Here is a 20562-nt window from a genome sequence, read left to right as displayed (position 1 = left end):
CCGCTCAGCCGAGCGCCACGGCCAGAATGCCGAGCACGACGGCGAGTAGCGGCGTCGTGCCCTGGAGAACCGCGGGCCGGAGGTACTTTTTGCCGCTCAAGGCAAGCACGATTGCCGCCAGCAGCATGGAACCGCACGAACTGAAGACAAGGGTCCAACCGACCTGCGGGTGACCAAGCAGGACAAAGACGATCCCGGCGAGCGCGCCGATGGCGAGGAAGAGGTTGTAGAAACCCTGGTTGTAGGCGAGGGGCTTGGTGGTTTCGGCGTCGGACTGGGAAGCGACACTGAAACGCTTCCACGTGGCCGGGCGAGTCCAGGTGATGGACTCCATGCTGAAGATGTAGACGTGCAACAAGCCGGCAAGGAGGGCAAAAACAGGGAGGCCAGGATCATGTGCTGATCCTAACCTCCCTGTATTGTGTGACGCCGCCGGCCGGCCCCCGCGAGCCGCGCCACCTCGCCTAGCGGCTGAGCATGTCCAGCGTTGCTCCGGCGAAGGTCGAAGCGGAGGAACTCCAGCGCCCCAGCAGGCCTTGGAGGTTCTCGCCGTCGGCCCGGTGCGCCGCGGTCCCGGCCTCGAGCGTGGCGAGGATGCCCGTGCGCAGCTCGGTATTGAAGTTCACCTTGCCCACCCGCATGGACGTGGCTTTGACCAAGTCCGCAGCCGGGATGCCCGACGCGCCGTGGAGCACCAACGGAAGCTGCGTGCGCGAGGCGATTTCCTCCAGGACCTCCCAGTGCAGCTGGGGCTCGCCGGTGTAGCGGCCATGCGCGTTCCCTACGGCCACGGCCAGGAGCTGGGCGCCGGTGCGGGACACGAATTCCTGCACCTGGCCAGGGTCGGTCAGCCCTGCAGGATGAACGCCCGCCGAGGCGCCGAAAGCCTTGTCCTCGTCGCCGGCCAGCCCACCGAGTTCCGCTTCAATCACGACGTCGGAAGCACCTTGGGCGTCCAGCGCGGCACGGACCTCGCGAACCAGGGCGATGTTCTCCTCGAACGGGAGGGATGAACCGTCGGCCAGGACAGCGTCGGCCCCGGCAGCCACGGAGTCACGGATGACGCCAAGGTCCGAGGCATGATCCAGTTGCACCGAGACCGGCACGCTGGCATCGTCGGCAGGGCGCGCAGCGCAGTGATCAGTCGCGGACCGGCGGGGGCGGCCGCAGTCTTCGGCGCGACCAGCAGGATGACGCCCCGGCCGGACTCCTCTGCGGCAGCCACCACGGCCAAGGCGGTGGTGAAGTCGTAGCACGTGAAGGCGGGAACCGCGGACCCTCGCTCCAGGGCAGATCCAACAAGCTCGTCAAGACGTGCACGCATTAGTGGGCCAAGCCTCCCACCAGAATCCAGGCGACAAAGCTGAGCAGGAAGCCGGCCACACCCAGGATGGTGGTGAGGACGGTCCAGGTCTTGAGCCCATCGGACACTGTGAGGCCGTAGTAGCGCACCACCACCCAGAAGCCGGCGTCGGTTACGTGGGACAGGCCCAGGCCACCGAAGCCGATGGCGATCACGATGACGGCGATCTGCGCGGGCGTGTAACCACCGTGCGCCACGGCAGCCGAGAGCAGGCCGGTGGTGGTGACAATCGCAACCGTGGCCGAACCCTGCGCGGCGCGCAATGCCAGGGAGATGATGAAGCCGAGCAGGATGATCGGCACTCCGAGGGAGTCCAGCGTCTGGGACAGGGCCGCGCCGATGCCAGAGACCTGCAGGACACCGCCGAACACGCCGCCGGCTGCCACAACCATGAGGATCGAGGCGATGGGAGGCAGGGCACCTTCGAAGATCTCGCCGGTTTCCTTGAGCGACCACTGGCGCCGGACAGCCAGGAGGAAGAAGGCGAGCGCAACGGCCACCAGCAGGGCGAAGAACGGGTTGCCCACGAAAGAAGCGACGCCGTACCAGTAGTCCTTCTTGTTGATCAGGAGCGTACCCACGGTGCCAAGCAGGATCTGTACGATCGGGGCGGCGATCAGGAAAATGATCAAGCCGGGACGCGGCGGGGCCACGGCGCTGGCGCCAGGACCGTCGTGGCCTACCCGCACGAGGGAATCGGAACCGAATTCCTCAATCTGGTCGCGGACGCCCGGAAGCAGTTCGTAGTCCTTGCGGTTCATGATGCTGGCCACCCAGTAGGACAGGAAGCCCAAGGGCACGCAGATGATCAGCGAAATCAGTGCGATGAGCCCGATGTCGGCGCCCATGACGCCCGCCCCGGCAACAATGCCCGGGTGCGGGGGAACGGCGACGTGGATGGAGAGCATGATGCCGGCCATGGGAAGGCCGAACTTGATGGGGTGCAGCTTGGCGATCTTCGCGAAGGCGTAAACAATCGGCACCAGGACGATGATGCCCACTTCGAAGAACACGGGAATCGCGACGAGGAAGCCCACGGCGGTCAGGGCCACGGCAACGCGCTTGGCCCCGAGTTTCGCAGTGAAGTGGTTGGCCAGCGATTGCACGCCGCCTGACACCTCGATCATGCGTCCCAGCACGGCTCCGAGGGCAATCAGCAGTGCCACCTTGCCCATGGTTCCGCCCACGCCGTTGGCAACAACGGTGAAGACGTCCGCCAAGGGGATTTGCGCGGCGACGGCAACCAGGATGCTCACGGCCAGCAATGCCACGAAGGCCTGGATCTTGAAGCGGATGATCATCAGCAACAACAGCGCGACGCCCGCAACGGCGATGGTCAGCAGCAGCGGAGTCTCAAGCTCCACGGCCGGCTTGATGGCAGGGGCATCAGCTGCCCGGACCGCCAAGGTATTGATGAGGGGATTCATCGGGTGTGTCTCCTTTGACAACGCCGGCCTGGACTCAAGGACGGCGAGAGGGGCGACGACGGCGGAGGGGGACCGCCGTCGTCGCGGGTTGTGCGAGGGGTTAGTTTGTGCGCCGGGTGGGCGCGACGACCTTGATGACGGCGGAATCGTCCGCTGCGGCGAGGCCTTGGGCCTGCCCGAGGAGGTAGAGCTGTTCGGCAGCGGCGGCAACGGGTGCGGCCAGGCCGGCGGCGCGGGTGGCCTTGCCTACGATGCCCATGTCCTTGACGAAGATGTCCAGGCGGCTGAGGACCTCGGCGCCTTCCTCGTCGTAAGCCTCGAGGATTCGGGGGCCGCGGTTGGACAGCATGAACGAGCCGGCGGCACCTGCTTCCAGGGCGGCGAGGGTCTTGGCTTGGTCCAGTCCGAGGGCGTCCGCGAGTGCCATGGCCTCGGCGGCGGCGGCGATGTGGACGCCGCAGAGGAGCTGGTTGACGGTCTTGAGGGCCTGGCCGTCGCCGGGCTTGTCGCCCACGATGCTGAGCGTGGAGGCCAACAGTTCCAGGGCGGGTCGGGCCTTTTCCTGCGCGGCCGGCGTCGCGCCCACCACGATCAGGAGGTCGCCTTCGCCGGCACGCTTCGGGCCGCCCGAGAGCGGAGCGTCAACGAGTTCGACGCCGTATTCGGCCAGGCGGGCAACCGTGGCCGGAATGGCTTCGGTACCGACTGTGCTGCCGAGGATCACGACGGCGCCCGGCTTGAGCACGGGCGCGACGCCGTTGGCGCCGAAGAGGACGTCGTCGAGCTGCTCGCCGTTTCGCACGGCAAGGAGCAGGGCGTCGGCGCCTTCCGAGGCTTCGCGGGCCGACGCGAAGGTGCGGATCCCGGCGTCGGCGGCGAGCTTCAGCCGCGGTTCGGCGATGTCGAAGCCGTGGACGGTGAGCTGGGTTGCCAGGCGGGTGGCCATCGGCAGGCCCATGGCGCCGAGTCCCAGGACGGCGACGGTGTAGTTGCTGGTCATGGTGTTCTCCATTGAATGCGGGGTTGCGTTAAGGATGGGGGTTAGAACGTGTTGCTGAGCTTGCGCGTGACTTGCGCCAGGGATTCGTCGTCGCCCACATTGCCGGCGAAGACGATGTACGGAATGCCCTTCGCGGGTCCGTCCACCGGCTCCCACAGGGAGACGATGCCCGGCAGCATGGGGCCACGGACAATCGCGTGCCGGATTTCGAGTCCGTGCGCGGCCACGTCCGAGGACGTGATGCCGCCCTTGGCGATGACGAAGCGCGGCGGGAAGGTCTTGAGCGTCCGGTTCACGACCGCGACGACGGCCGCCGAGACAGTGCGGGCAATCTTCAGGCTCGCTGCGGCGTCGTCGGTCTTGATGAGGAGACGGCTCGTGTGGACGATGACGTCGCCGTGGCGAAGGGCGTCGACGACGGCGGCGACCGTTTCATCGAGGTAGGCTTCAGCGCCACTAACGAGAAGTCTCTCGACGTCGATCTCGATGATGCGGGCGGCGCTGTGCTGGGCCGTTAGGACGTTGAGCTGGCGCGTCGTGAGGCCGACGTGCGAGCCAACAACGATGAGGCCACCGGCTGTGGAGGGAGTGTTGCCTTCGTAGGCTTCCTCGCCGCTGAGCGCCTCGCGGATTTCCTGGCCGATGCGGCCGCGGACGAAGGGCGGGCCCACACGGTAGAGCAGCTTCTTGCCGCGGCGTTCGGCCTCTTCCAGGCCGAGGGCGAGTGCGCGGAAGTCGTTCTCGGTAACGATGTCCGCGACGATCGGTGTGGAGTTCGTTGCGGGTTCGATCGCGTCGGCGATGGCCTTGGCGGAGAGCTCGGGATCTCCGGCGGAGCCGTTTGCAGCCGCAGCGCCGGCACGGATGATGTTCAGGTCGAGGACGATCACGGAATCCGCGGCAAAACGGCCCTGCGACTTCTCCTCCACATACTTGGCCATCTCGGAGTTAGTGAAGCCGAAGCTCGCATCCTTGGCGAACTCGGTCTCTGCAACCGGGGTGAGCTTGCCGGAGTCGTGCCCGGTACCGCGCATGTAGTGCACGCCCCCGATGGTGACCCGTCCGGCGTCGGGGAAGGCAGGGACCATGACCACGCCGTCGGTGGCTTCGCCGGTCATCTCAGCAACAGTGGCGGCAATGACGTCCGGTTCCAGCGGGTAGTGGCCGCGGAGGGTGGAGTCGGAGCGGCTGACGAAGCCCAGGCGGAGCTTGGAACCAGCGCTGCCGGACGCGGCGGCTGCGGCGAGGGCGTTGCGCACGATTTCCTCGTTGCGGGCAGCGGCCTCAACCGGGTCCAGGCTGCGCGTGTTGGTCAGCACGTACACCGCGGGCTGGGACCGGCTTTCCGCGATGTGGGCGAATGCCCACGCGAAATCGGCTACCTCCCAGCGGGTGAGGACCGGAAGGTTGGCGACTGATTGGGTGCCCGTGGGGTCGTCGTCGAGGACTACCAGGACGCGCGGCGAGGTTACGGAAGACGCTGCTACGGCGTCGGCAACCAGCTGAGCGGGGATCTGGACTTCAACCGGGAAGGCGGCCAGAACATCGGCTTCAAGGGTCACTGTGCACTCCATCGTGGGAAATCTTCGCTTCTGACTGTAAATGTAAGATGTCAGACATCTAATATTTGAATGCTAGTGTGACACACCCTCTTTCGGGTGTGCAAGTGTCAGCCGTCACTATGCTGGGCGCATGACTGAAGGGTCCGCCGCCGTCGCGGCACTGCACGTGGACATACGCCTTCCGGCGGCTACCGCCAGCACGACGCCGGGACGACCATCCCAGCCTCCCGTCCTGTTGCTGCACGGTTGGGCCTCGACGTCCGCCTATTGGGAGCCGCTCGCCGCCGAATTGCTCGACGCCGGACGTTCAGTGTGGATCGTCGACCTGCCCGGGTATCACCGCGGGGATGTTTTGCCCGCGGGCTTCGAGTGGACGCTTGAGTCGGCGGCCGCTTCCGTTGCGGCCATTGCTGCCCGGAACCCGTCGCCGGTCCACATCGCGGGCCATTCAATGGGCGGGAACGTGGCGCTGACAGCAGCGGCCGCGTATCCGGAGTTGGTGCGGAGCGTGGCCTTGATCGGCATGGTTCCGGCTCCGCCGAACGACGCCTTCAAGTCGATGCTCGAATCCCAGCTAGGGCAAGGCTTCATTGACGACGCGACGCGCGCCAAGTGCATGAAGGCCTGGTTTGGGGCGTTGACTGTGGAAGACGAACGGCTGCTGAGCCGCGGATTCGAGCTCCCCTTTGAAGTCCTCGGCCCCAGCGGCCTCGCAGCCATGGCGGGCGTAGCGGAGGACGTCCCCGAAATGGTGACGGCGCCAACGCTGGTCATTGCCGGCGTCGGGGACCGCTTACGCTCGCTGGACCAGGCGGAAGCCTTTGTGGCAGCCAGCCCCATGCGAAAGCTCGCGGCAATCCCGAACGCCGGGCACAGCGTCCATTGGGAGCAACCGTACGCTTGCGCGCTGGCGCTCGGCGCGTTTTGGAACGAAAGCCGGCAACCCTCAGCGTAAGATGTCAGACATCTAAGAACGGAGCACCATGGCACGCAAGTCGCTGGTCGGCGTCGTAGCTGACGAGCTGCTGGACCGCATCGTCGCGGGCGAATTTCCGCCGGGCACAGTGGTTCCCGGCGAACTCGAGCTGAGCGCCAAGCATGAAGTCAGCCGCATGACTGTGCGCGAGGCCATGAAGACCCTCGAGGCCCAGCGAATCCTGAGCGTGGAGCGTGGCCGGGGAACGTTCGTCAATCCCCTGAACCGCTGGGCTTCCCTCGAAGCGGTATTGCGTGCGGCGTCGGAGGGAAAGAACGACGCCGCAGCGTCCGTCCAGCTCATTGAGCTGCGTCGCATGCTCGAGACCGGCGCCTGCGAACTCGCCGCTTCACGGATCTCCCCGAAGAAATCGACCAGCTGCAGGTTCAGGTGTCGGCCATGCAGAAGGCCCACGATTCAAATGATGTGAGCGCGTTCGTCGAGGCGGACCTGGGCTTCCACGATGTCATCCTGCGCGCCTCCGGCAACGTCTTCGTGGCCGTGCTCTTCGAACCCCTGCACCGCGTCCTGGAAACCCGGCGCACCCAAACATCTCAAATCCCCGATATCCAGCGCCACGCGATCGGACATCACCGGGCCATCCTGAAAGCCCTCGAAGCCGGGGACTCTCCCCGCGCCCGCGAGGCCATGGACGCACACATGCAGCAGACCCTGGACGATCTCAGGACGTACGTCCTGGAGGCCTAGGCAGGCCCGGCTCCCCCGCCCCCCGACTTCCAGGACGCCCGCTCACATATCAACGGTCGTGGGCGGACCCTCGCTCACATATCAACGGCTGTGAGCGAACGCCCGCTCACATATATCGACCGATCCCAGCAATATCCTGCGGTGTCGTCCTGCAGCACCCTCCAATAAGCCGAGCGCCAAGTTCTTGCCAGATGCCGGCTCCTTCCGCAATGCTTGCAGGTTGCTTGCCATCAGCACCGCCCACGGCCGGGCCGGGCGTCCAGGTCTTGGTTAGAGCGTCATAGCTTTCGCCGGAATTCGGATACGCGATCAACGGGATTGAGGTGACTTTGCGTAGGGCTCGAAGCGACGGAGAGACCAGTTCCAGAGGCACGCAATTTACGCCGATCGCGACGACGCGCGGCTGCGTTGCACAGAGCCTTGCGACGTCGGCCAGCGTTGTGCCGTCGCTGATGTGCTCCCCGTCCCGTAGCGTGAAGGAGAACCATGCTTCGACGTTGAACTCTTCTACGAGTGCCAACAGTGCCTTCGCCTCCGAAACCGAAGGCAACGTCTCACATGCCAGCAGGTCCACTCCCGCCTCCACCAGCGCCGCGATCCGGGGCCTGTGGAATTCCATGAACTCGATCCGGCTGAGGGTGTAGTCCCCGCGGTATTCCGAACCGTCAGCGAGGTAGGCGCCATAAGGGCCTACTGATCCGGCAATCAGCAGGGGTCCCGCTTCCGGGTTTTCAGCCAAGTATTCGCGCCTCGCATCGTCGGCCAGGCGTACGCTCAATGCCACCAATTCCAAGGCTTCCACTTCGCAAACGCCGCGCTGTCCAAATCCTTGTGGCGTGGCCTGATAGCTCGCCGTGATTGCAACTTTGGCGCCCGCACCGAAATAGTCGCGGTGCACTTGCTTGATCAGCTGCGGTTGTTCCAAAAGCACCTTGGCCGACCAAAGTGGGTCCTCCAGATTGCAGCCCCGCGCCTCGAGCTCAGTGGCGAGTGCGCCGTCCAGCGTCAGCTTCGAGCCGGCGTCGAGCATGCGGGACAGCGTGATCTTACTGGGCATCGTTCGGGGCTCCAAGCAGTTGATCTTCATTCGTGCCCATGTGGGGACGAGATGGTCCAGCGTGACCACCCTTTCACTATATTGGTCATTATGAGCATTTGAAAATGCTTGTAATGATCATGCCTGTTATGCCACCATGGCAGTCAAACAATCTGCGCCAAGCGCAGGGAAGAGGACCCCTTGAAGATAGAAATGAAATCAGTGCGCAAGCTGCGCGTACATTGGCCTATCGCGTCCGAGACTTTCGCTGGGCTCGCTGAGGGCGAGGCCGGTGCGTTCCGGAATGACCACGGCATTACGGCACTGCTTCAGGCCTTGGCGGACTCCCCGGAGTTGGGGGACTTTGGAAACTACAGGCACGTTTTCGAGTCTGGCGTGGGATTCGAAGGATTCACCGTGGCTGAAGGCGCCAACCCCACCTTGGGGCAAGTGGGCCAGCGGACCATTTCGCCGACCTTTGTCTTCACGACGTACTTCGACGCCGCCCTGGACGACGAGCGGGTGGATCGGTTCATGCGTCACCTTGTGGAGATCCACCCTTGGGAAGTCCCTGTCATAGAGCTATCCGGCGTCGTGAGCGTCTCATCCACCGCACTGGCAGAGGCCCGCGAGAGCGGGGTCGCATCATGACCGACAACGCCACGACGGATTTTTGGGACGGGCTCCAGCCCCTCATAGCGGGCAGGACGTTCGCCGACTTGACGCATGCATTCCACCCAGGCCAACCGCACTTCCCCGCTTTCCCCGACGAGATCAGGGAAGCCGTGTTCGATCTGGAGAATGGCGACGGATTCACCGCGCACCGCTATTCGATCATCGGGCAATGGGGAACACACGTTGATCCCCCCTCACATTTCATCCGCGGCGGCCGGTCTTTGGATCAGATCCCGGTAGGGGACATGATCCTTCCGCTGGTCATCCTGGATATTTCAGAACGGGTCAAGGCTGATCCCGATGCCACCCCCACGGTGGCGGACATCCACGCATGGGAAAGCCGAAACGGCACTGTCCCGACGGGTAGCTTTGTGGCACTGCGGACAGGCTGGAGCCGACGTTGGCCCGATGCCGACGCCATGGCGAACAGGGACGACGAAGGCATCAGTCACAGTCCGGGCTGGTCGCAGGAGGCCCTCACCTTCCTGATTGAACGACGGTCGATTGCGGCTGTAGGTCATGAACAGACAGACACGGACCCGGGGCTGGCCACTTCCCGCAAGGACTTTAGCCTGGAGACATACGTGCTGGGACAGAACCGTTGGCAGATCGAGCTATTGGCGAACCTGGATGGTCTTCCGGAAAAGGGTGCCGCCCTGGTTGCGACGTGGCCAAAACCCCTTGAGGGAAGCGGCTTTCCCGCCCGGGTGTTTGCTATCCACTGAGTCACGCCCGTCCGGTGGCTAGAATCAGATCCATGCCTAAGACATCCAGCATGGGACGGGGAATCATGGCTGTCCTTGCAGTCGGCTCCCGCAACGCCGAAGGCCTCCCCGGCGGCACAGTCGCCGATATTGCAGCCGACCTAGGCAAGGATCGCAGCCAGGTCTCGCGGAGCCTGCGAGTCGCGGAACAAGAAGGGTTCCTGGAACGCGCCGAGCGGCGGTCCTACAACCTGAACTGGTCACTCTTTACCGACGCCCAGCTTTTGACCGAACAACGGCTGCAGACGGACGGGATCACTGCCCTGGAGGGCCTTGCCGGCGAAACGAACGAAGGATGCTTCCTCGGAGTGCTGAGCGGTGACAGCACGGTGACGGTCGGTGAGCGTATTCCGGCGAGCAGCAACATGGTCGGTTCGTGGTTGGGCCGGCCTTACCCGGCCTACTGCAGCGACGCCGGCCAGGCATTGTTGTGGGAGGCGTCCGACGCCGAGGTCCGAACCGTTTTCGCGTCCTCTGCATTTGTTCGCCACGGCCCCAATACTCCGGTCAATGTCGAGGACTTCCTGACGCGGCTGAATGAGGCTAGGGGACGGGGGTATTCCATCGTGGATGAGGAAGCAGAACCAGGCTTGTATTCCCTAGCCGTTCCCGTACGGGATTTCAAACGCGAAGTGGTGGCTGCCCTGCAGGTCGTGGGTCCTAAGACACGGCTGGCAGCGCGGCGGGAACTCTGCGCCTCGGCTCTCGTGTCGTGGGGAAAGTGGCTCGAATCGACGATGGGTCAGGGACTGCCGCAGGCGCTGGCCTAGCTCGCAAGGCCCCTTCCTCCCGTATTGTCCCGAGTACTGCGACCGCATGATCCGAGCCGCGCGGCGGCTTCCGTGAGAACCTTGGCGATTTTCCCGGCCCTGGGCTCGATCTGGGGCCGGTTGCCCAGAACACTAAGTGAAGCAAGAATCGCTCCTTCCGGGTCACGGACAGGAACGGCCAATTCGTAGACGCCATGTTCGAATTCTTCGGCCGCCACTATGAAGCCCCGGTTCCGGTCCCTGTCCATCAGCTCGCAGACCTCTTCGGTCGAGTGGGCCGCGCCCGGACCGCCGACACCGATGAAGTTGGCGTCCTTGAGGAGATCCTGAATCGCGGCCTGCTCGTGATCCCACAAGAGTGCCCGGCCTGATCCCGTGCACCATGTCGGCGTCACCATTCCAGGTTTGACGAAGCTGCCAGGGAGCGCGTCATTGCTGGATGCGCGCAGGAGAATTACCCGGAAGCCCTCGCGGACAGAAACCCTGGATCGGAGGCCAAGCGTGGCCACCAGCGCCTCCAACTCGGTCCTTGATTGGCGAACCCAGCCAGTATTAAGCGACGCCGCGAGGCCGAAAAACCGCGGGCCTGTCCGGAACGGACCGCGTTCGACCCGTTCCAGAAGTCCCAGATCACACAGTTCCTGGGTCAGCCGGGATACGCGGCTTTGCTCCATGTCCAGCTCGGAGGCGAGCTGGGAGACGCCGAGGAGCCGCCGGCCCCACTTCTCCCGGTCCGCGACCAAGCGCACAATACGAAGTCCTTGTGCCATGGACGACGCTTCCGAGGAAGAATCCATTGTCAATGCTCCTTCCGAGCTTCATCAGGCCCTATTCTCACACGTCCCGTTGACCGGAACGCGGCTTCCTCCTGCCCATACGGTGTAGAGATCGGCGAGGATTGCCGAGTTCGCCGTCTCCATCTCCTCAACGGTGATTTCTTCGGCTCCTTGCTTTCCGAACAGCACAACTTCGTCGCCCGGAGAGGCGTCAGCGATGTCGGTTACGTCAACAACCATGGAATTCATCGAAACAAGGTCGACGATGGCGACACGCCGGCCACGGACGAGCACGTGGCCTCCACGGGCCAGCGCGCGGCGGTAGCCGTCGCCGTATCCTGCGGTCACCGCTGCCAACTTTGAGTCCCGGTCCAGCGTGTGGGCGAGGCCATACCCGACTTTGGTGCGGGCAGGATAGCTATCGATATGGCGGTTGTCATCTTTGGGGAAGTGGGTCATGATCCCGGCCAGCTGAAGCCTCGGATGGCTGACGATCCGTCGGACAACCCTCGGCCAGGGACAGCAGTCCCCGGCCGAGAGCTGGGTGAACGATGGTCAGCGATCCAGCAAAGACGGCGCGGCCGTGCGCGCCTTGCGTCCGTACTTGAGATAGAACAAGGCGTAGCAGGCTCCTACGAAGGGGACCCCGAAGTACAGGGCGGCTACCTGGTTCGGGTCAAACGCGATACCGATCAACGAAATGAAGCAGAGCGAGAACGCCAGGATCGGAACTAGGGGAAACAGCGGGGCCTTATAGGGAAGGGCGGCGACGTTGCCGCCATTCTTGACGAAAGTCCGCCTGTGGAAGAAATGTGATGCGGCGATGGACATCCACACGCCGACGACGGCGAACCCTGCGACGGACACAAGGGCCAAATACACCGTCTCGGGCGCAACCACGCTGCTGATGAGCGATGCCAGGCCACCCACCATGCTCACGGAGAGCGCAACCATAGGGATGCCGCGCCGGGTCAGCTTTCGCAACACGCGAGGGGCATGTCCTTCGTCCGAGAGAGAGTACAGCATGCGGGCGCACGAGAAGAGACCGCTGTTGCCGGCGGAAAGGAGCGCGGTGATGATGACGAAATTCATGGCGTCGGCGGCAAACGGGATGCCGATGGAGGAAAAGACCGTCACGAACGGGCTCTGGTCCAGGCCGACCTGATCAAACGGAATGGTGGCGGCGATGACCGCGATGGCCCCGACGAAGAAGATCAGCAAGCGGACGACGGTACTGCGCATGGCCTTCGGAATGCTCTTGGCAGGATCCGCGGTTTCGCCTGCCGCTACGCCGATGAGCTCGGAACCGGAGAAGGCATAGAACACTGCAAGCGCGGTGACCAGAACGCCAGTAAATCCGTTGGGGAAGAGACCCCCGGTGGTGTTGAAGTTCTCGAGGAGGAAGGGATGGTTGCCGGTCTCGCTCAATGGGTGGAAACCAAATAGTGCGGCACCCCCGAGCACGATCAGGACGATGATGGCTCCGACCTTGATGATCGCGAACCAGAACTCCGACTCTCCGAAGAACCGCGAAGAGACGGCGTTGAGGCCGAAAAGAACGGCGGCAAAGATGACACACCAGACCCACACGTCGATGTTTGGAAACCATCGCTGCATGAGGAGGCCGGCCGCTGTGAATTCCGAGCCGATGGCCACGGCCCAGCAAAGCCAGTAGAGCCACGCCGTGGTGAATCCCGTGGCAGGTCCGATCGACCGCGATGCGTAGATGTGGAAGGCTCCCGAGACTGGGTAGGCGATGGCAAGTTCGCCAAGGCATGCCATTACCAGGTAGACCACGAAGGAGCCAATCAGGTAGGCGATGACCGCGCCGAGCGGTCCGGCCTGGGAGATCGTATAGCCGGAACTCAAGAAAAGTCCGGAGCCGATCACCCCGCCCATGGCGATCATGACGAGGTGCCTGGGCCCCATGGACCGGCGTAGCCCGGATTCAGACGACGGAGGGGATGAGAGCTGTGGTTCTAGCGCGACGGGTAATGAGGATTCCATGGTGCCTCCGGGGTCGGTGGTCAGGTCGGTGGTCGAATCGGTGCGAAGAATGCGCGTGATACCTCGGGGGTCGAGGGGTGATCCGGATTGCCGGAGTTGCGCAAGGGGATGGTGATGAAGATAACACAGCGTAGTCGAATTGGTCATTAAAAACATTTGGGCATGCACATGTTGCACGCATGTTACTTGCGGGCGCTGATGTCGAATCGCCATGCGGATGGTCGATTCGCCCTATTCTTCGGCCGGAATCACATGCCATGGCTGACATGGAATCCGGTCAATATTGGAGGACCGATGTAACTGACTGAAGGAGCAGCATGACCACCTATGACATTGCCCTGATCGGCTTTGGCGGCGTCAACAGGACCCTGGCCGAACTGATCGCCACACGCAATGAGGCACTTCGTTCCGGGCTGGGCTTTGGCCTCCGGGTCGTGGCAATCACCGACCTTCGCCTCGGATCCCTGGTCCAGCCTGATGGTATCGACCTCTCCATGGCCCTGGGCCTTGGCGGCGGGAGCGAAACCTTCGCCGAACACGGGGGATCCGCGGACACCAACAATGAGTCGGTCATCCGCTCGTGCACAGCAGACATCATCTGCGAAGCCACCTTCACAAACCCCGACGACGGCGAACCTGCGGTCTCCCATGTGCGGTGGGCCCTCGAATCGGGCAAGAGCGTCTGCACCACGAACAAAGGACCGGTTGCCCTCCGTGGGGCCGAACTGAATTCCCTGGCCGCGCAAAATGGCGTCTACTTCGAATACGAAGGAGCCGTCATGAGTGGCACGCCGGTGATCCGTTTGGCGAAGAAGATGTTTTCAGGACTCCGGTTGAATGGTTTCGAAGGCATTCTCAACGGAACCAGCAATTACGTGCTCGGTCGGATGGAAGCCGGCCTGGACTTCGAAGCTGCCGTGAGCGAGGCACAGGAACTCGGTTACGCCGAGGCGAACCCAGCAGCAGACATCGAGGGCTACGATGTCCAGCTCAAGGTCCTCATCCTCGCCAACGAACTGCTTGACGCGGGCATCGAACTCAAGGACGTCCGGCGGCAAGGGATCTCGACGGTCACGGCGGAAGATGTCCGAACGGCATCCCGGAACGGACGCCGCTGGAAGCTCGTCGGTTCGGCACGGCGGAATCCTGACGGGACCGTCACCGCAGGTGTAGCCCCGGTCGCGGTGCCCCTTGACCACGGACTTGCCGGCGTTTCGGGCGCTACGAACGCCGTCTCCTTCGATACCGATCTACTTGGCCCGGTTACCGTATCGGGACCTGGAGCAGGTCGCGTGGAGACCGCCTACGCCTTGCTCTCAGACATCATCGCCATCCACTCAGCAAAGACAGGGGCGGCCGCACATGTCTGAGTCCACACTCTGCGCCACGGAAATGGTGCTGCCACGGTTCCGTGAAGTGACGAGCCCCTACGATGGCAGGATCGTCGGCACGGTCCCCCTGACCGACGCTTGTGCCGCCGACGCCGTGCTCGAAGTGGCCCGGGCCGGCGCGCGAAAAGCACGGGCACTGTCCCGCAACACCCGGGGGAAAATCCTCGACACTGCTGCCACCGACATCGAACGGCGAAGCGAAGAGTTCGCCCGGACCATTGTTGCCGAGTCAGGCAAGACCATCCGCCAGGCCCGAAAGGAAGTATTGCGAGCCGTCAATACCCTTCGCCTGTCCGCGGCCGAAGCGCGCCGGAACGCCGGAGAGGTCATTCCCTTTGACTCATACGAGGGCTCGGAAGACCGGACCGGATGGTACTCGCGCGAACCGCTTGGCATCATTGCAGCGATCACGCCCTTCAACGACCCCCTCAATCTCGTGGCGCACAAGATCGGTCCGGCCATTGCCGGAGGCAACGCAGTGGTCCTCAAGCCCTCCGCCCTGACTCCCCTGTCGGCCCAACTCCTCGCGGACGCCCTCGTGGATGCTGGGCTTTCGCCTGAAGTCCTGACTGTTGTTCACGGGGATCGGGAGATAGCCGAAACCATCATCCGGTCCCGGGATGTGAGAATGGTGTCCTTTACCGGCGGGTTCGCCACTGGGGAAAGCATTGCCCGCGCCGCCGGCCTGAAGAAGCTTTCCATGGACCTGGGCGGAAACGCACCTGTCATCGTCCTGAGCGATGCTGACATTGACGACGCCGTGGAATCCTGCGTCTCCGGAGCGTTCTGGGCCGCTGGCCAGAACTGCGTGGGGGTGCAGCGAATCCTTGTAGCCACACCGTTGTACGCCGATTTCCGCCAGCGCTTCCTGGAAGCGACAGCCCGATTGGTATCCGGAGATCCATCGGATGAGCGGACGGACGTCGGGCCGATGATCAGCCCCGCTGCGTTAGACGAACTCAAAGCCAAGCTCGATGAGTCCATCCATGACGGCGCTGCACTTCTCGCAGGCAACGTGACGGTAGGCAATGTGCTTGAGCCGACTGTGCTGGAAGCGGTCCCGGCGGACAGCAGGCTGTGGAGGGAAGAAGTGTTCGGGCCTGTTGTCATGCTGCATGCTTTCAACACGTTCGAAGAAGCCATTGAAGTAGCAAATGCCATCGAATTCAGCCTTCACGCCGGCATTTTCACGGACTCCCTGAGCAACGCCATGGACGCCGCGCGCCGGCTCGACGCAGGCGGAGTCATGATCAATGATTCCTCGGACTATCGGTTCGACGGCATGCCGTTCGGGGGTTCCAAATACGGAAGCCTCGGCAGGGAAGGCGTCCATTTTGCTTACGAAGAGATGACCCAGCCCAAAGTCGTCTGCATCAAGAACCGCGGGACATAGAGCCATGGCCAGCCGCATCGAGACCGATTCGCTCGGGAACATTCCCGTACCCGCCAACGCCTACTGGGGAGCACACACTGCCCGGGCATTGGAAAACTTCACCATCAGCGGCATTCCGATCTCCAGGCATCCGCACTTGGTACGCTCCCTGGCAATGATCAAGAACGCCGCGGCGCAGGCCAACTGCGAACTTGGGGTGCTCTCGCCCCGGCAGGCGGCAGCAATCCGCGAATCGTGCCGGGAAATCCAGGAAGGGCATCACCTCGAACAGTTCTGCGTTGACGTCATCCAAGGAGGGGCCGGCACCAGCACGAATATGAACGCGAATGAAGTGATCGCGAACCTCGGGCTGGAAAAACTAGGCCAGCGCCTCGGCGACTACCAGCACCTGCACCCCATCGACCATGTCAATCGTTGCCAATCCACCAATGACGCTTATCCAACCGCCATCAAGCTGGCCCTCATTTTCGCCATCGCGGAACTCAACCAGGAATTGGGCAAGCTTGCCGAAACCGCCAGAAACAAGGGTGCCGAATTTGCCGATGTCGTGAAGATGGGTAGGACCCAGCTTCAGGATGCTGTCCCGATGACCCTGGGGCAGGAGTTCAATGCCTTCGCCGCCACGTTGGAGGAAGATCGCTCCCGGCTCCTGGAGTCCACCGATCTGATGCGCGAATGCAGCCTGGGGGCCACCGCCATCGGCACCGGCATTACCGCCGAACCGGGTTATCAGCAACTGGTGCTGCGGGCACTCTCCGAAGTTTCCGGCGTCGACGTCCTTCCTGCCAACGATCTGGTTGAGGCGACGTCCGACGTCGGAGTTTTCATGCACGTGTCGGGCATGCTCAAACGGACCGCAATCAAGCTATCCAAGATCAGCAGCGACCTCCGATTGCTGTCCAGCGGACCGCAGAATGGCTTTGGCGAGATCACCTTGCCTCCCCGTCAAGCGGGGTCGTCCATCATGCCCGGAAAGGTGAACCCTGTCATCCCCGAGACCATGAATCAGATCGCTTTCGCGGTTGCCGGAGCGGACACCGCGGTAACGATGGCTGCAGACAATGGCCAACTCCAACTCAATGCCTTCGAACCTGTCATCGCTCACGTCCTGCTTCAAGCCGTTTCATGGCTCAAACAAGGAGCTCGCGTTCTCCGCACACACTGCATGGAAGGCATCGAAGCGAACACCGACCGCCTCGCCCGCCAGACGGCAGCTTCGGTGGGCCTTGCAACGGCACTGGTTCCGGCCATCGGCTACGCGGCCGCGGCGGCGGTCGCCAAGGAAGCCCTGCGGGACGGATCACCCGTTCTCGACGTCGTTACCGGCAAGAACCTCCTGGACCGTGCCACCGCTCAATCGATGCTTGAATCGGCTGCGCTTCCGGTCAGGGGTACCCGCATATCAGCGGTCTGATCGCCAACTCCTCACGCGGTCGGCACTGCGCCACGCCGGATGAGACTGGAAAGCGTCATGGCCGTCACGGTATCCGTGACGCCCGGAAGTGCGGCGATCTGCTCCCAGATCTCTTGGATTCTCTCCAAGGACCGGGCTTCAAGCCTCACGAGAAGATCAAAGTCCCCGCTGACGACGTCGCACAAAACCACTTCCGGAATGGACCGCAAAACAGCGATGACATCCGAACCACGCACCCGGTCCTTCCGGTAGACCATAAGGAAAGCCGAGACGGACCCCTGCCCGGGTAGGCCAGCAACCAGCGTATATCCCTGGATGTATCCTTGCCGTTCCATCCGGTCGACGCGCTGGCGCACAGCATTCCTTGAAAGCAGGACTTTGCTCGCCAGTTCGGCATGACTAATGCGTGCGTTTTTGGTGAGCTCCGCAAGGATCCTCTGGTCTATGTGATCGAGACTCACGCGGTCCATGCCCACCCTTCAAAAAGTAAATCCCTGTGCACAACCCAAGCAGAACCCGATCCACAACCGAAAGCTCCAGAAAAGATGATACTTCCGCATCACAGCCATCCAACGTTCGGCGCCATCACCTGCGTCCTGTTCGACATGGACGGAACACTTATCGACTCTGCCCGAGGTGTTACCTCAAGTGCTGCCCGGGCTTTGGAATCCGTGGGAGCGCCGGTCCCGAGGCCGGACGAACTACTCAGGTTTGTCGGGCCACCGATGGTCGAATCGTTCAGGGCAGTCTCCGGGATTGACGAAGCGACAGCCCAGAGAGCCCTCCAACACTATCGCAAGGCATACGCGGATCACGGCGCTGAGCAATCGAGCCTCTACGAAGGAGTCACAGAACTGCTGGAGCAACTACGCTCAGCCGGTATCCCCATGGCTGTTGCCACGTCCAAAGTGGAAGATCAAGCACTACGACTCGCACGACGCTTTGGAATCGAAAGCAACTTCATCACCATATGCGGGGCATCGGACGTTGAAAGACGGGCGACCAAGGCGGAAGTCATCGGTGAAGCACTGCTCCGCCTTGCCTCCCTGGGCATCGATATCTCCAACCCGGCAATGGTCGGCGACAGAAGTTATGACGTCGCGGGAGCCGCTGAGCATGGAATTTCCACCTTTTTCGCGCTCTGGGGGTACGGGGGAAATGAGGAGGCGTTGCACGCTGCTGCCACTGCCATCTCACCCACAGTTTTGCTGCCGATGATCCTGGCCTCATCAGTGAGCGAGCGTTCCGCCGTTTGGCCTCATCAGTGAGCGAGCGTCGGCCGAAAGGGCCGTATATGTGAGCGAGCGTCGGTTCCAGACCGGCCATATGTGAGCGAGCGTCGGGAGGGCCAGACCCCTAGTCCGCCGGCCCTCCGTCGGCTAGTCTGCTTTCACGGCCTGCCAGGCCCGCAGTTCAGGCATCAAGGACGATCATGAGGAGCAAGAATGGCTGACCACACATATAGCGTTTCCGAAATTGTTGGAACCTCGTCCGAGGGCGTCGACGCCGCCATCAAGAACGGGATTGCGGCTGCTAGCCAGACCCTTCGGAACCTCGATTGGTTCGAGGTCAAGGAAATCCGTGGCCACCTCAGCGAGGGCGCCGTTGCCGACTGGCAGGTAACCATCAAGCTCGGATTCCGCCTGGAGCGATAAGAGGCCCTCTAAACCCCAAAACGACGATGGCCGTCAGCCTTTCTGTGGAAAGGCTGACGGCCATCAGTTGCGAGGCTGGACTCACCCGCGGGTCCAGACTTGGACGGGGTCACCGCCACAGAGGAGTCGCCGGCCACGGCCGGCAAATTCGATCCACAGGAGTTCGTGATCGGAGGAAACTTCGTCCACTAGGCCGGCGTCGAAGCCCCATTTGTCCTCGTGGATCCAGACGGTTTCGCCGCGGCTGAGTTCGGACCATTTCGACGGCGGCAGGCGAAGTGCCGCCCCAGCGGGCCGTTGGGCCGACGTCGTGAAGTGGCTTGGGCCCCACGCGCCCAAGGTTTCTGGACTCATCGGGACTCGGAGACCAGGTACTGGCGGTGCCAGACCGTCGCCGCACCGTTGTGGGCAGGGAAGACGTGACCCTCAAAGAACGTGTGGACCACGTGGGGTTCGCCTTCAGGGCTCCACTGACCGGAAGCCGGGCAATGCGAGCCCGTGGATCCCGCGGACCCGGCGGTGATTGCCCGTTCCCTCAGCAGCGCGATGCGTTTCATCGTTGAATTCCATCCTTGATATGCGAAAAGGTCTGGATTCAGCGTAAACGCGATTCAAAAGCCGCCCAATGGGCACCTAAACAGAATCATGCCAATTCACTATGCAACAGCACAGTGACGTGGACCACTTTTGGGTGAACCTCCCTCAGCTCTCTTCCATTGCATGACGCTCGGACAACTCCGGGCTCGCCGTCGCCGTTCCCGCACCAAATGCCGTTCCCGCGCCAAAGCTGCCCAGCAACTTCAGGGCATCGTCCGACGGCGAACCCGCCTTCGCGGAGTAGACCCTCAAAACCTGGTCCGGGTCCTGTGGCAGGGCCAGATTCTCGAAGTTCAGCTCCACGTCTCCCACAGTGGGGTGATGCAGGCGGACAGTCCCGGCGGAACGCGCCGCCACGCGATGACCGGCCCACCATTGGCGGAAGTGTTCGCTGTTTACAGCGAGTTCGCCCACGAGTTGGTTGGCTTGGGGGTCGTCGGGGTGCCGCCCGGTATCCGCACGCAGGGAACCGGCGGCTTCCGCCGCAACCGTCTTCCAGTCCCGGAACAGTTCGCGTGCCTGTGGATCCAGGATCAGCCAACGCGTGAGGTTCCGCTCAGCGGAAGGCATGGCCGGGAAGTCGGCAAACAGTAGGATCGCCATGCGATTGGCTCCGAGCACGTCACTGCGCCGGCCCAGCAGGAGCGCCGGAACGTCGCCCACAGCGTCCAGAAGTTGGCGCAGCGCCGGCCGCACGCGGGGCGTCGTAGTCGGCGCTTTGGCGCTCTCCGCGCAGTGCTCAAGCAGGTCCATCATGTGGGTGTGCTCGCTTGAGTCCAGGCGAAGTGCCCGCGACACCGATTCAAGGACCGCCCGGGAAGGATGGATATGGCGACCCTGTTCGAGGCGGGTGTAGTAGTCCGTGCTGACATCCGCCAAGCGGGCAATCTCTTCCCTGCGTAGCCCGGGAACGCGGCGCGCGCCGGACGCTTCCGGCAACCCTGCATCCTCCGGCGACATCCGGGCACGCATGGCTTTGAGGAACTTTCCGAACTCGGCACTTTGACCCATGCCCCCCATTCTTCCCTCCCTCAGGGCGTGTTTCCAC

General features: G+C 63.1%; 21 protein-coding genes and 2 pseudogenes. 10 read left to right on the top strand and 13 right to left on the bottom strand.

What is annotated here, in order from left to right:
• Nucleotides 1–4 precede the first annotated feature (4 nt).
• From ACX5I4_RS00375 to ACX5I4_RS00355, 5 genes and pseudogenes are all read right to left on the bottom strand, one after another.
• Nucleotides 5–334 carry a DUF1304 domain-containing protein gene (locus ACX5I4_RS00375; RefSeq protein ID WP_461834901.1) on the bottom strand — a complete coding sequence of 110 codons (330 nt, stop codon included), beginning with the start codon at nt 332–334 and terminating at the stop codon, nt 5–7.
• 130 nt (nt 335–464) lie between these two features.
• A pseudogene (locus tag ACX5I4_RS00370) lies at nt 465–1324 on the bottom strand (class II fructose-bisphosphate aldolase).
• On the bottom strand, nt 1324–2790 hold the full coding sequence (locus tag ACX5I4_RS00365) for a GntP family transporter (RefSeq protein WP_461834900.1): 1467 nt from the start codon (nt 2788–2790) through the stop codon (nt 1324–1326). Before ACX5I4_RS00365 ends, ACX5I4_RS00370 begins: the two are co-directional and overlap by 1 nt.
• Nucleotides 2791–2890: 100 nt before the next feature.
• Nucleotides 2891–3790 carry an NAD(P)-dependent oxidoreductase gene (locus ACX5I4_RS00360; RefSeq protein ID WP_461834899.1) on the bottom strand — a complete coding sequence of 300 codons (900 nt, stop codon included), beginning with the start codon at nt 3788–3790 and terminating at the stop codon, nt 2891–2893.
• A gap of 41 nt (nt 3791–3831) precedes the next feature.
• Nucleotides 3832–5352 (bottom strand): four-carbon acid sugar kinase family protein, encoded by a 1521-nt coding sequence (locus tag ACX5I4_RS00355; protein WP_461834898.1) that lies wholly within the window; start codon nt 5350–5352, stop codon nt 3832–3834.
• Nucleotides 5353–5482: 130 nt separating this feature from the next.
• On the opposite strand from ACX5I4_RS00355, the gene ACX5I4_RS00350 reads away from it, so the two are divergent.
• A complete protein-coding gene (locus ACX5I4_RS00350) occupies nt 5483–6307 on the top strand; it encodes an alpha/beta fold hydrolase (protein ID WP_461834897.1) in 825 nt (274 codons plus the stop codon).
• Between the two features lie 28 nt (nt 6308–6335).
• Nucleotides 6336–7036: pseudogene (locus tag ACX5I4_RS00345) on the top strand (FadR/GntR family transcriptional regulator).
• A 106-nt stretch (nt 7037–7142) separates the two neighbouring features.
• Here the strand turns inward: ACX5I4_RS00345 and mmuM are convergent.
• Complete coding sequence (gene mmuM, locus ACX5I4_RS00340) at nt 7143–8093, bottom strand: homocysteine S-methyltransferase (RefSeq protein ID WP_461834896.1); 951 nt, start codon at nt 8091–8093, stop codon at nt 7143–7145.
• A 192-nt stretch (nt 8094–8285) separates the two neighbouring features.
• On the opposite strand from mmuM, the gene ACX5I4_RS00335 reads away from it, so the two are divergent.
• The 3 genes from ACX5I4_RS00335 to ACX5I4_RS00325 are packed head-to-tail and all read left to right on the top strand — an operon-like array spanning nt 8286 to nt 10281.
• Nucleotides 8286–8723, top strand: coding sequence for a YqfO family protein (locus tag ACX5I4_RS00335; protein ID WP_306972647.1), 438 nt, complete (start codon nt 8286–8288; stop codon nt 8721–8723).
• Nucleotides 8720–9472 (top strand): cyclase family protein, encoded by a 753-nt coding sequence (locus ACX5I4_RS00330; protein WP_390282955.1) that lies wholly within the window; start codon nt 8720–8722, stop codon nt 9470–9472. The genes ACX5I4_RS00335 and ACX5I4_RS00330 overlap by 4 nt, the downstream gene beginning before the upstream one ends.
• Before the next feature lie 32 nt (nt 9473–9504).
• A complete protein-coding gene (locus ACX5I4_RS00325) occupies nt 9505–10281 on the top strand; it encodes an IclR family transcriptional regulator (protein ID WP_461834895.1) in 777 nt (258 codons plus the stop codon).
• Here the strand turns inward: ACX5I4_RS00325 and ACX5I4_RS00320 are convergent.
• From ACX5I4_RS00320 to ACX5I4_RS00310, 3 genes are all read right to left on the bottom strand, one after another.
• A complete protein-coding gene (locus ACX5I4_RS00320; RefSeq protein WP_461834894.1) occupies nt 10278–11078 on the bottom strand; it encodes an IclR family transcriptional regulator in 801 nt (266 codons plus the stop codon). The genes ACX5I4_RS00325 and ACX5I4_RS00320 overlap by 4 nt on opposite strands.
• A gap of 24 nt (nt 11079–11102) precedes the next feature.
• Nucleotides 11103–11516: an alanine racemase C-terminal domain-containing protein gene (locus tag ACX5I4_RS00315; RefSeq protein WP_461834893.1), complete on the bottom strand. Its 414-nt coding sequence runs from the start codon at nt 11514–11516 to the stop codon at nt 11103–11105.
• 96 nt (nt 11517–11612) lie between these two features.
• Nucleotides 11613–13064, bottom strand: coding sequence for an amino acid permease (locus tag ACX5I4_RS00310; RefSeq protein ID WP_332602608.1), 1452 nt, complete (start codon nt 13062–13064; stop codon nt 11613–11615).
• Between the two features lie 317 nt (nt 13065–13381).
• Here ACX5I4_RS00310 and ACX5I4_RS00305 point away from each other — a divergent pair, with 317 nt between their 5' ends.
• Genes ACX5I4_RS00305 through ACX5I4_RS00295 form a run of 3 tightly spaced genes read left to right on the top strand, consistent with a single transcriptional unit; the run spans nt 13382 to nt 17262 of the window.
• The gene (locus ACX5I4_RS00305) at nt 13382–14434 is read left to right on the top strand and encodes a homoserine dehydrogenase (RefSeq protein WP_059388374.1); all 1053 of its coding nucleotides are present in this window, start codon (nt 13382–13384) and stop codon (nt 14432–14434) included.
• Nucleotides 14427–15848, top strand: a complete 1422-nt coding sequence (locus ACX5I4_RS00300) for an aldehyde dehydrogenase family protein (RefSeq protein ID WP_461834892.1) — start codon at nt 14427–14429, stop codon at nt 15846–15848. The genes ACX5I4_RS00305 and ACX5I4_RS00300 overlap by 8 nt, the downstream gene beginning before the upstream one ends.
• Before the next feature lie 4 nt (nt 15849–15852).
• Nucleotides 15853–17262 (top strand): aspartate ammonia-lyase, encoded by a 1410-nt coding sequence (locus tag ACX5I4_RS00295; protein WP_461834891.1) that lies wholly within the window; start codon nt 15853–15855, stop codon nt 17260–17262.
• 11 nt (nt 17263–17273) lie between these two features.
• Here ACX5I4_RS00295 and ACX5I4_RS00290 read toward each other — a convergent pair whose 3' ends face one another.
• A complete protein-coding gene (locus tag ACX5I4_RS00290) occupies nt 17274–17732 on the bottom strand; it encodes an Lrp/AsnC family transcriptional regulator (RefSeq protein WP_059388371.1) in 459 nt (152 codons plus the stop codon).
• Between ACX5I4_RS00290 and ACX5I4_RS00285 the strand changes: the two genes are divergently transcribed.
• Both ACX5I4_RS00285 and ACX5I4_RS00280 read left to right on the top strand, forming a co-directional pair.
• Entirely contained in the window at nt 17658–18530 is an 873-nt protein-coding gene (locus ACX5I4_RS00285) for an HAD hydrolase-like protein (protein ID WP_461834890.1), read from the top strand. The genes ACX5I4_RS00290 and ACX5I4_RS00285 overlap by 75 nt on opposite strands.
• 177 nt (nt 18531–18707) lie before the next feature.
• Nucleotides 18708–18917 carry a dodecin gene (locus ACX5I4_RS00280; protein ID WP_184740694.1) on the top strand — a complete coding sequence of 70 codons (210 nt, stop codon included), beginning with the start codon at nt 18708–18710 and terminating at the stop codon, nt 18915–18917.
• 81 nt (nt 18918–18998) lie between these two features.
• On the opposite strand, the gene ACX5I4_RS00275 is transcribed toward ACX5I4_RS00280, so the two are convergent.
• The 3 genes from ACX5I4_RS00275 to ACX5I4_RS00265 all read right to left on the bottom strand — a co-directional run bounded on the left by ACX5I4_RS00275 (nt 18999) and on the right by ACX5I4_RS00265 (nt 20525).
• Entirely contained in the window at nt 18999–19271 is a 273-nt protein-coding gene (locus ACX5I4_RS00275) for a hypothetical protein (protein WP_284754359.1), read from the bottom strand.
• Nucleotides 19268–19474 (bottom strand): hypothetical protein, encoded by a 207-nt coding sequence (locus ACX5I4_RS00270; RefSeq protein WP_284754358.1) that lies wholly within the window; start codon nt 19472–19474, stop codon nt 19268–19270. The genes ACX5I4_RS00275 and ACX5I4_RS00270 overlap by 4 nt, the downstream gene beginning before the upstream one ends.
• A gap of 145 nt (nt 19475–19619) precedes the next feature.
• Complete coding sequence (locus ACX5I4_RS00265) at nt 19620–20525, bottom strand: helix-turn-helix transcriptional regulator (protein ID WP_461834889.1); 906 nt, start codon at nt 20523–20525, stop codon at nt 19620–19622.
• Nucleotides 20526–20562: the final 37 nt, after the last annotated feature.

It is taken from the genome of Arthrobacter sp. MMS24-S77, assembly GCF_054888235.1.
This window is presented reverse-complemented; position numbering and strand designations above follow the sequence as displayed.

What these genes read in the sequence shown, in the direction of transcription:
- ACX5I4_RS00310 (WP_332602608.1), bottom strand. Translation starts at nt 13,064, where the DNA reads ATGGAATCCTCATTACCCGTCGCGCTAGAACCACAGCTCTCATCCCCT.
- ACX5I4_RS00360 (WP_461834899.1), bottom strand. Translation starts at nt 3,790, where the DNA reads ATGACCAGCAACTACACCGTCGCCGTCCTGGGACTCGGCGCCATGGGC.
- mmuM (WP_461834896.1), bottom strand. Translation starts at nt 8,093, where the DNA reads ATGCCCAGTAAGATCACGCTGTCCCGCATGCTCGACGCCGGCTCGAAG.
- ACX5I4_RS00265 (WP_461834889.1), bottom strand. Translation starts at nt 20,525, where the DNA reads ATGGGTCAAAGTGCCGAGTTCGGAAAGTTCCTCAAAGCCATGCGTGCC.
- ACX5I4_RS00295 (WP_461834891.1), top strand. Translation starts at nt 15,853, where the DNA reads ATGGCCAGCCGCATCGAGACCGATTCGCTCGGGAACATTCCCGTACCC.
- ACX5I4_RS00320 (WP_461834894.1), bottom strand. Translation starts at nt 11,078, where the DNA reads ATGGATTCTTCCTCGGAAGCGTCGTCCATGGCACAAGGACTTCGTATT.
- ACX5I4_RS00315 (WP_461834893.1), bottom strand. Translation starts at nt 11,516, where the DNA reads ATGACCCACTTCCCCAAAGATGACAACCGCCATATCGATAGCTATCCT.
- ACX5I4_RS00290 (WP_059388371.1), bottom strand. Translation starts at nt 17,732, where the DNA reads ATGGACCGCGTGAGTCTCGATCACATAGACCAGAGGATCCTTGCGGAG.
- ACX5I4_RS00335 (WP_306972647.1), top strand. Translation starts at nt 8,286, where the DNA reads ATGAAATCAGTGCGCAAGCTGCGCGTACATTGGCCTATCGCGTCCGAG.
- ACX5I4_RS00275 (WP_284754359.1), bottom strand. Translation starts at nt 19,271, where the DNA reads ATGAGTCCAGAAACCTTGGGCGCGTGGGGCCCAAGCCACTTCACGACG.
- ACX5I4_RS00300 (WP_461834892.1), top strand. Translation starts at nt 14,427, where the DNA reads ATGTCTGAGTCCACACTCTGCGCCACGGAAATGGTGCTGCCACGGTTC.
- ACX5I4_RS00280 (WP_184740694.1), top strand. Translation starts at nt 18,708, where the DNA reads ATGGCTGACCACACATATAGCGTTTCCGAAATTGTTGGAACCTCGTCC.
- ACX5I4_RS00325 (WP_461834895.1), top strand. Translation starts at nt 9,505, where the DNA reads ATGCCTAAGACATCCAGCATGGGACGGGGAATCATGGCTGTCCTTGCA.
- ACX5I4_RS00365 (WP_461834900.1), bottom strand. Translation starts at nt 2,790, where the DNA reads ATGAATCCCCTCATCAATACCTTGGCGGTCCGGGCAGCTGATGCCCCT.
- ACX5I4_RS00305 (WP_059388374.1), top strand. Translation starts at nt 13,382, where the DNA reads ATGACCACCTATGACATTGCCCTGATCGGCTTTGGCGGCGTCAACAGG.
- ACX5I4_RS00350 (WP_461834897.1), top strand. Translation starts at nt 5,483, where the DNA reads ATGACTGAAGGGTCCGCCGCCGTCGCGGCACTGCACGTGGACATACGC.
- ACX5I4_RS00270 (WP_284754358.1), bottom strand. Translation starts at nt 19,474, where the DNA reads ATGAAACGCATCGCGCTGCTGAGGGAACGGGCAATCACCGCCGGGTCC.
- ACX5I4_RS00330 (WP_390282955.1), top strand. Translation starts at nt 8,720, where the DNA reads ATGACCGACAACGCCACGACGGATTTTTGGGACGGGCTCCAGCCCCTC.
- ACX5I4_RS00285 (WP_461834890.1), top strand. Translation starts at nt 17,658, where the DNA reads ATGACTAATGCGTGCGTTTTTGGTGAGCTCCGCAAGGATCCTCTGGTC.
- ACX5I4_RS00375 (WP_461834901.1), bottom strand. Translation starts at nt 334, where the DNA reads ATGGAGTCCATCACCTGGACTCGCCCGGCCACGTGGAAGCGTTTCAGT.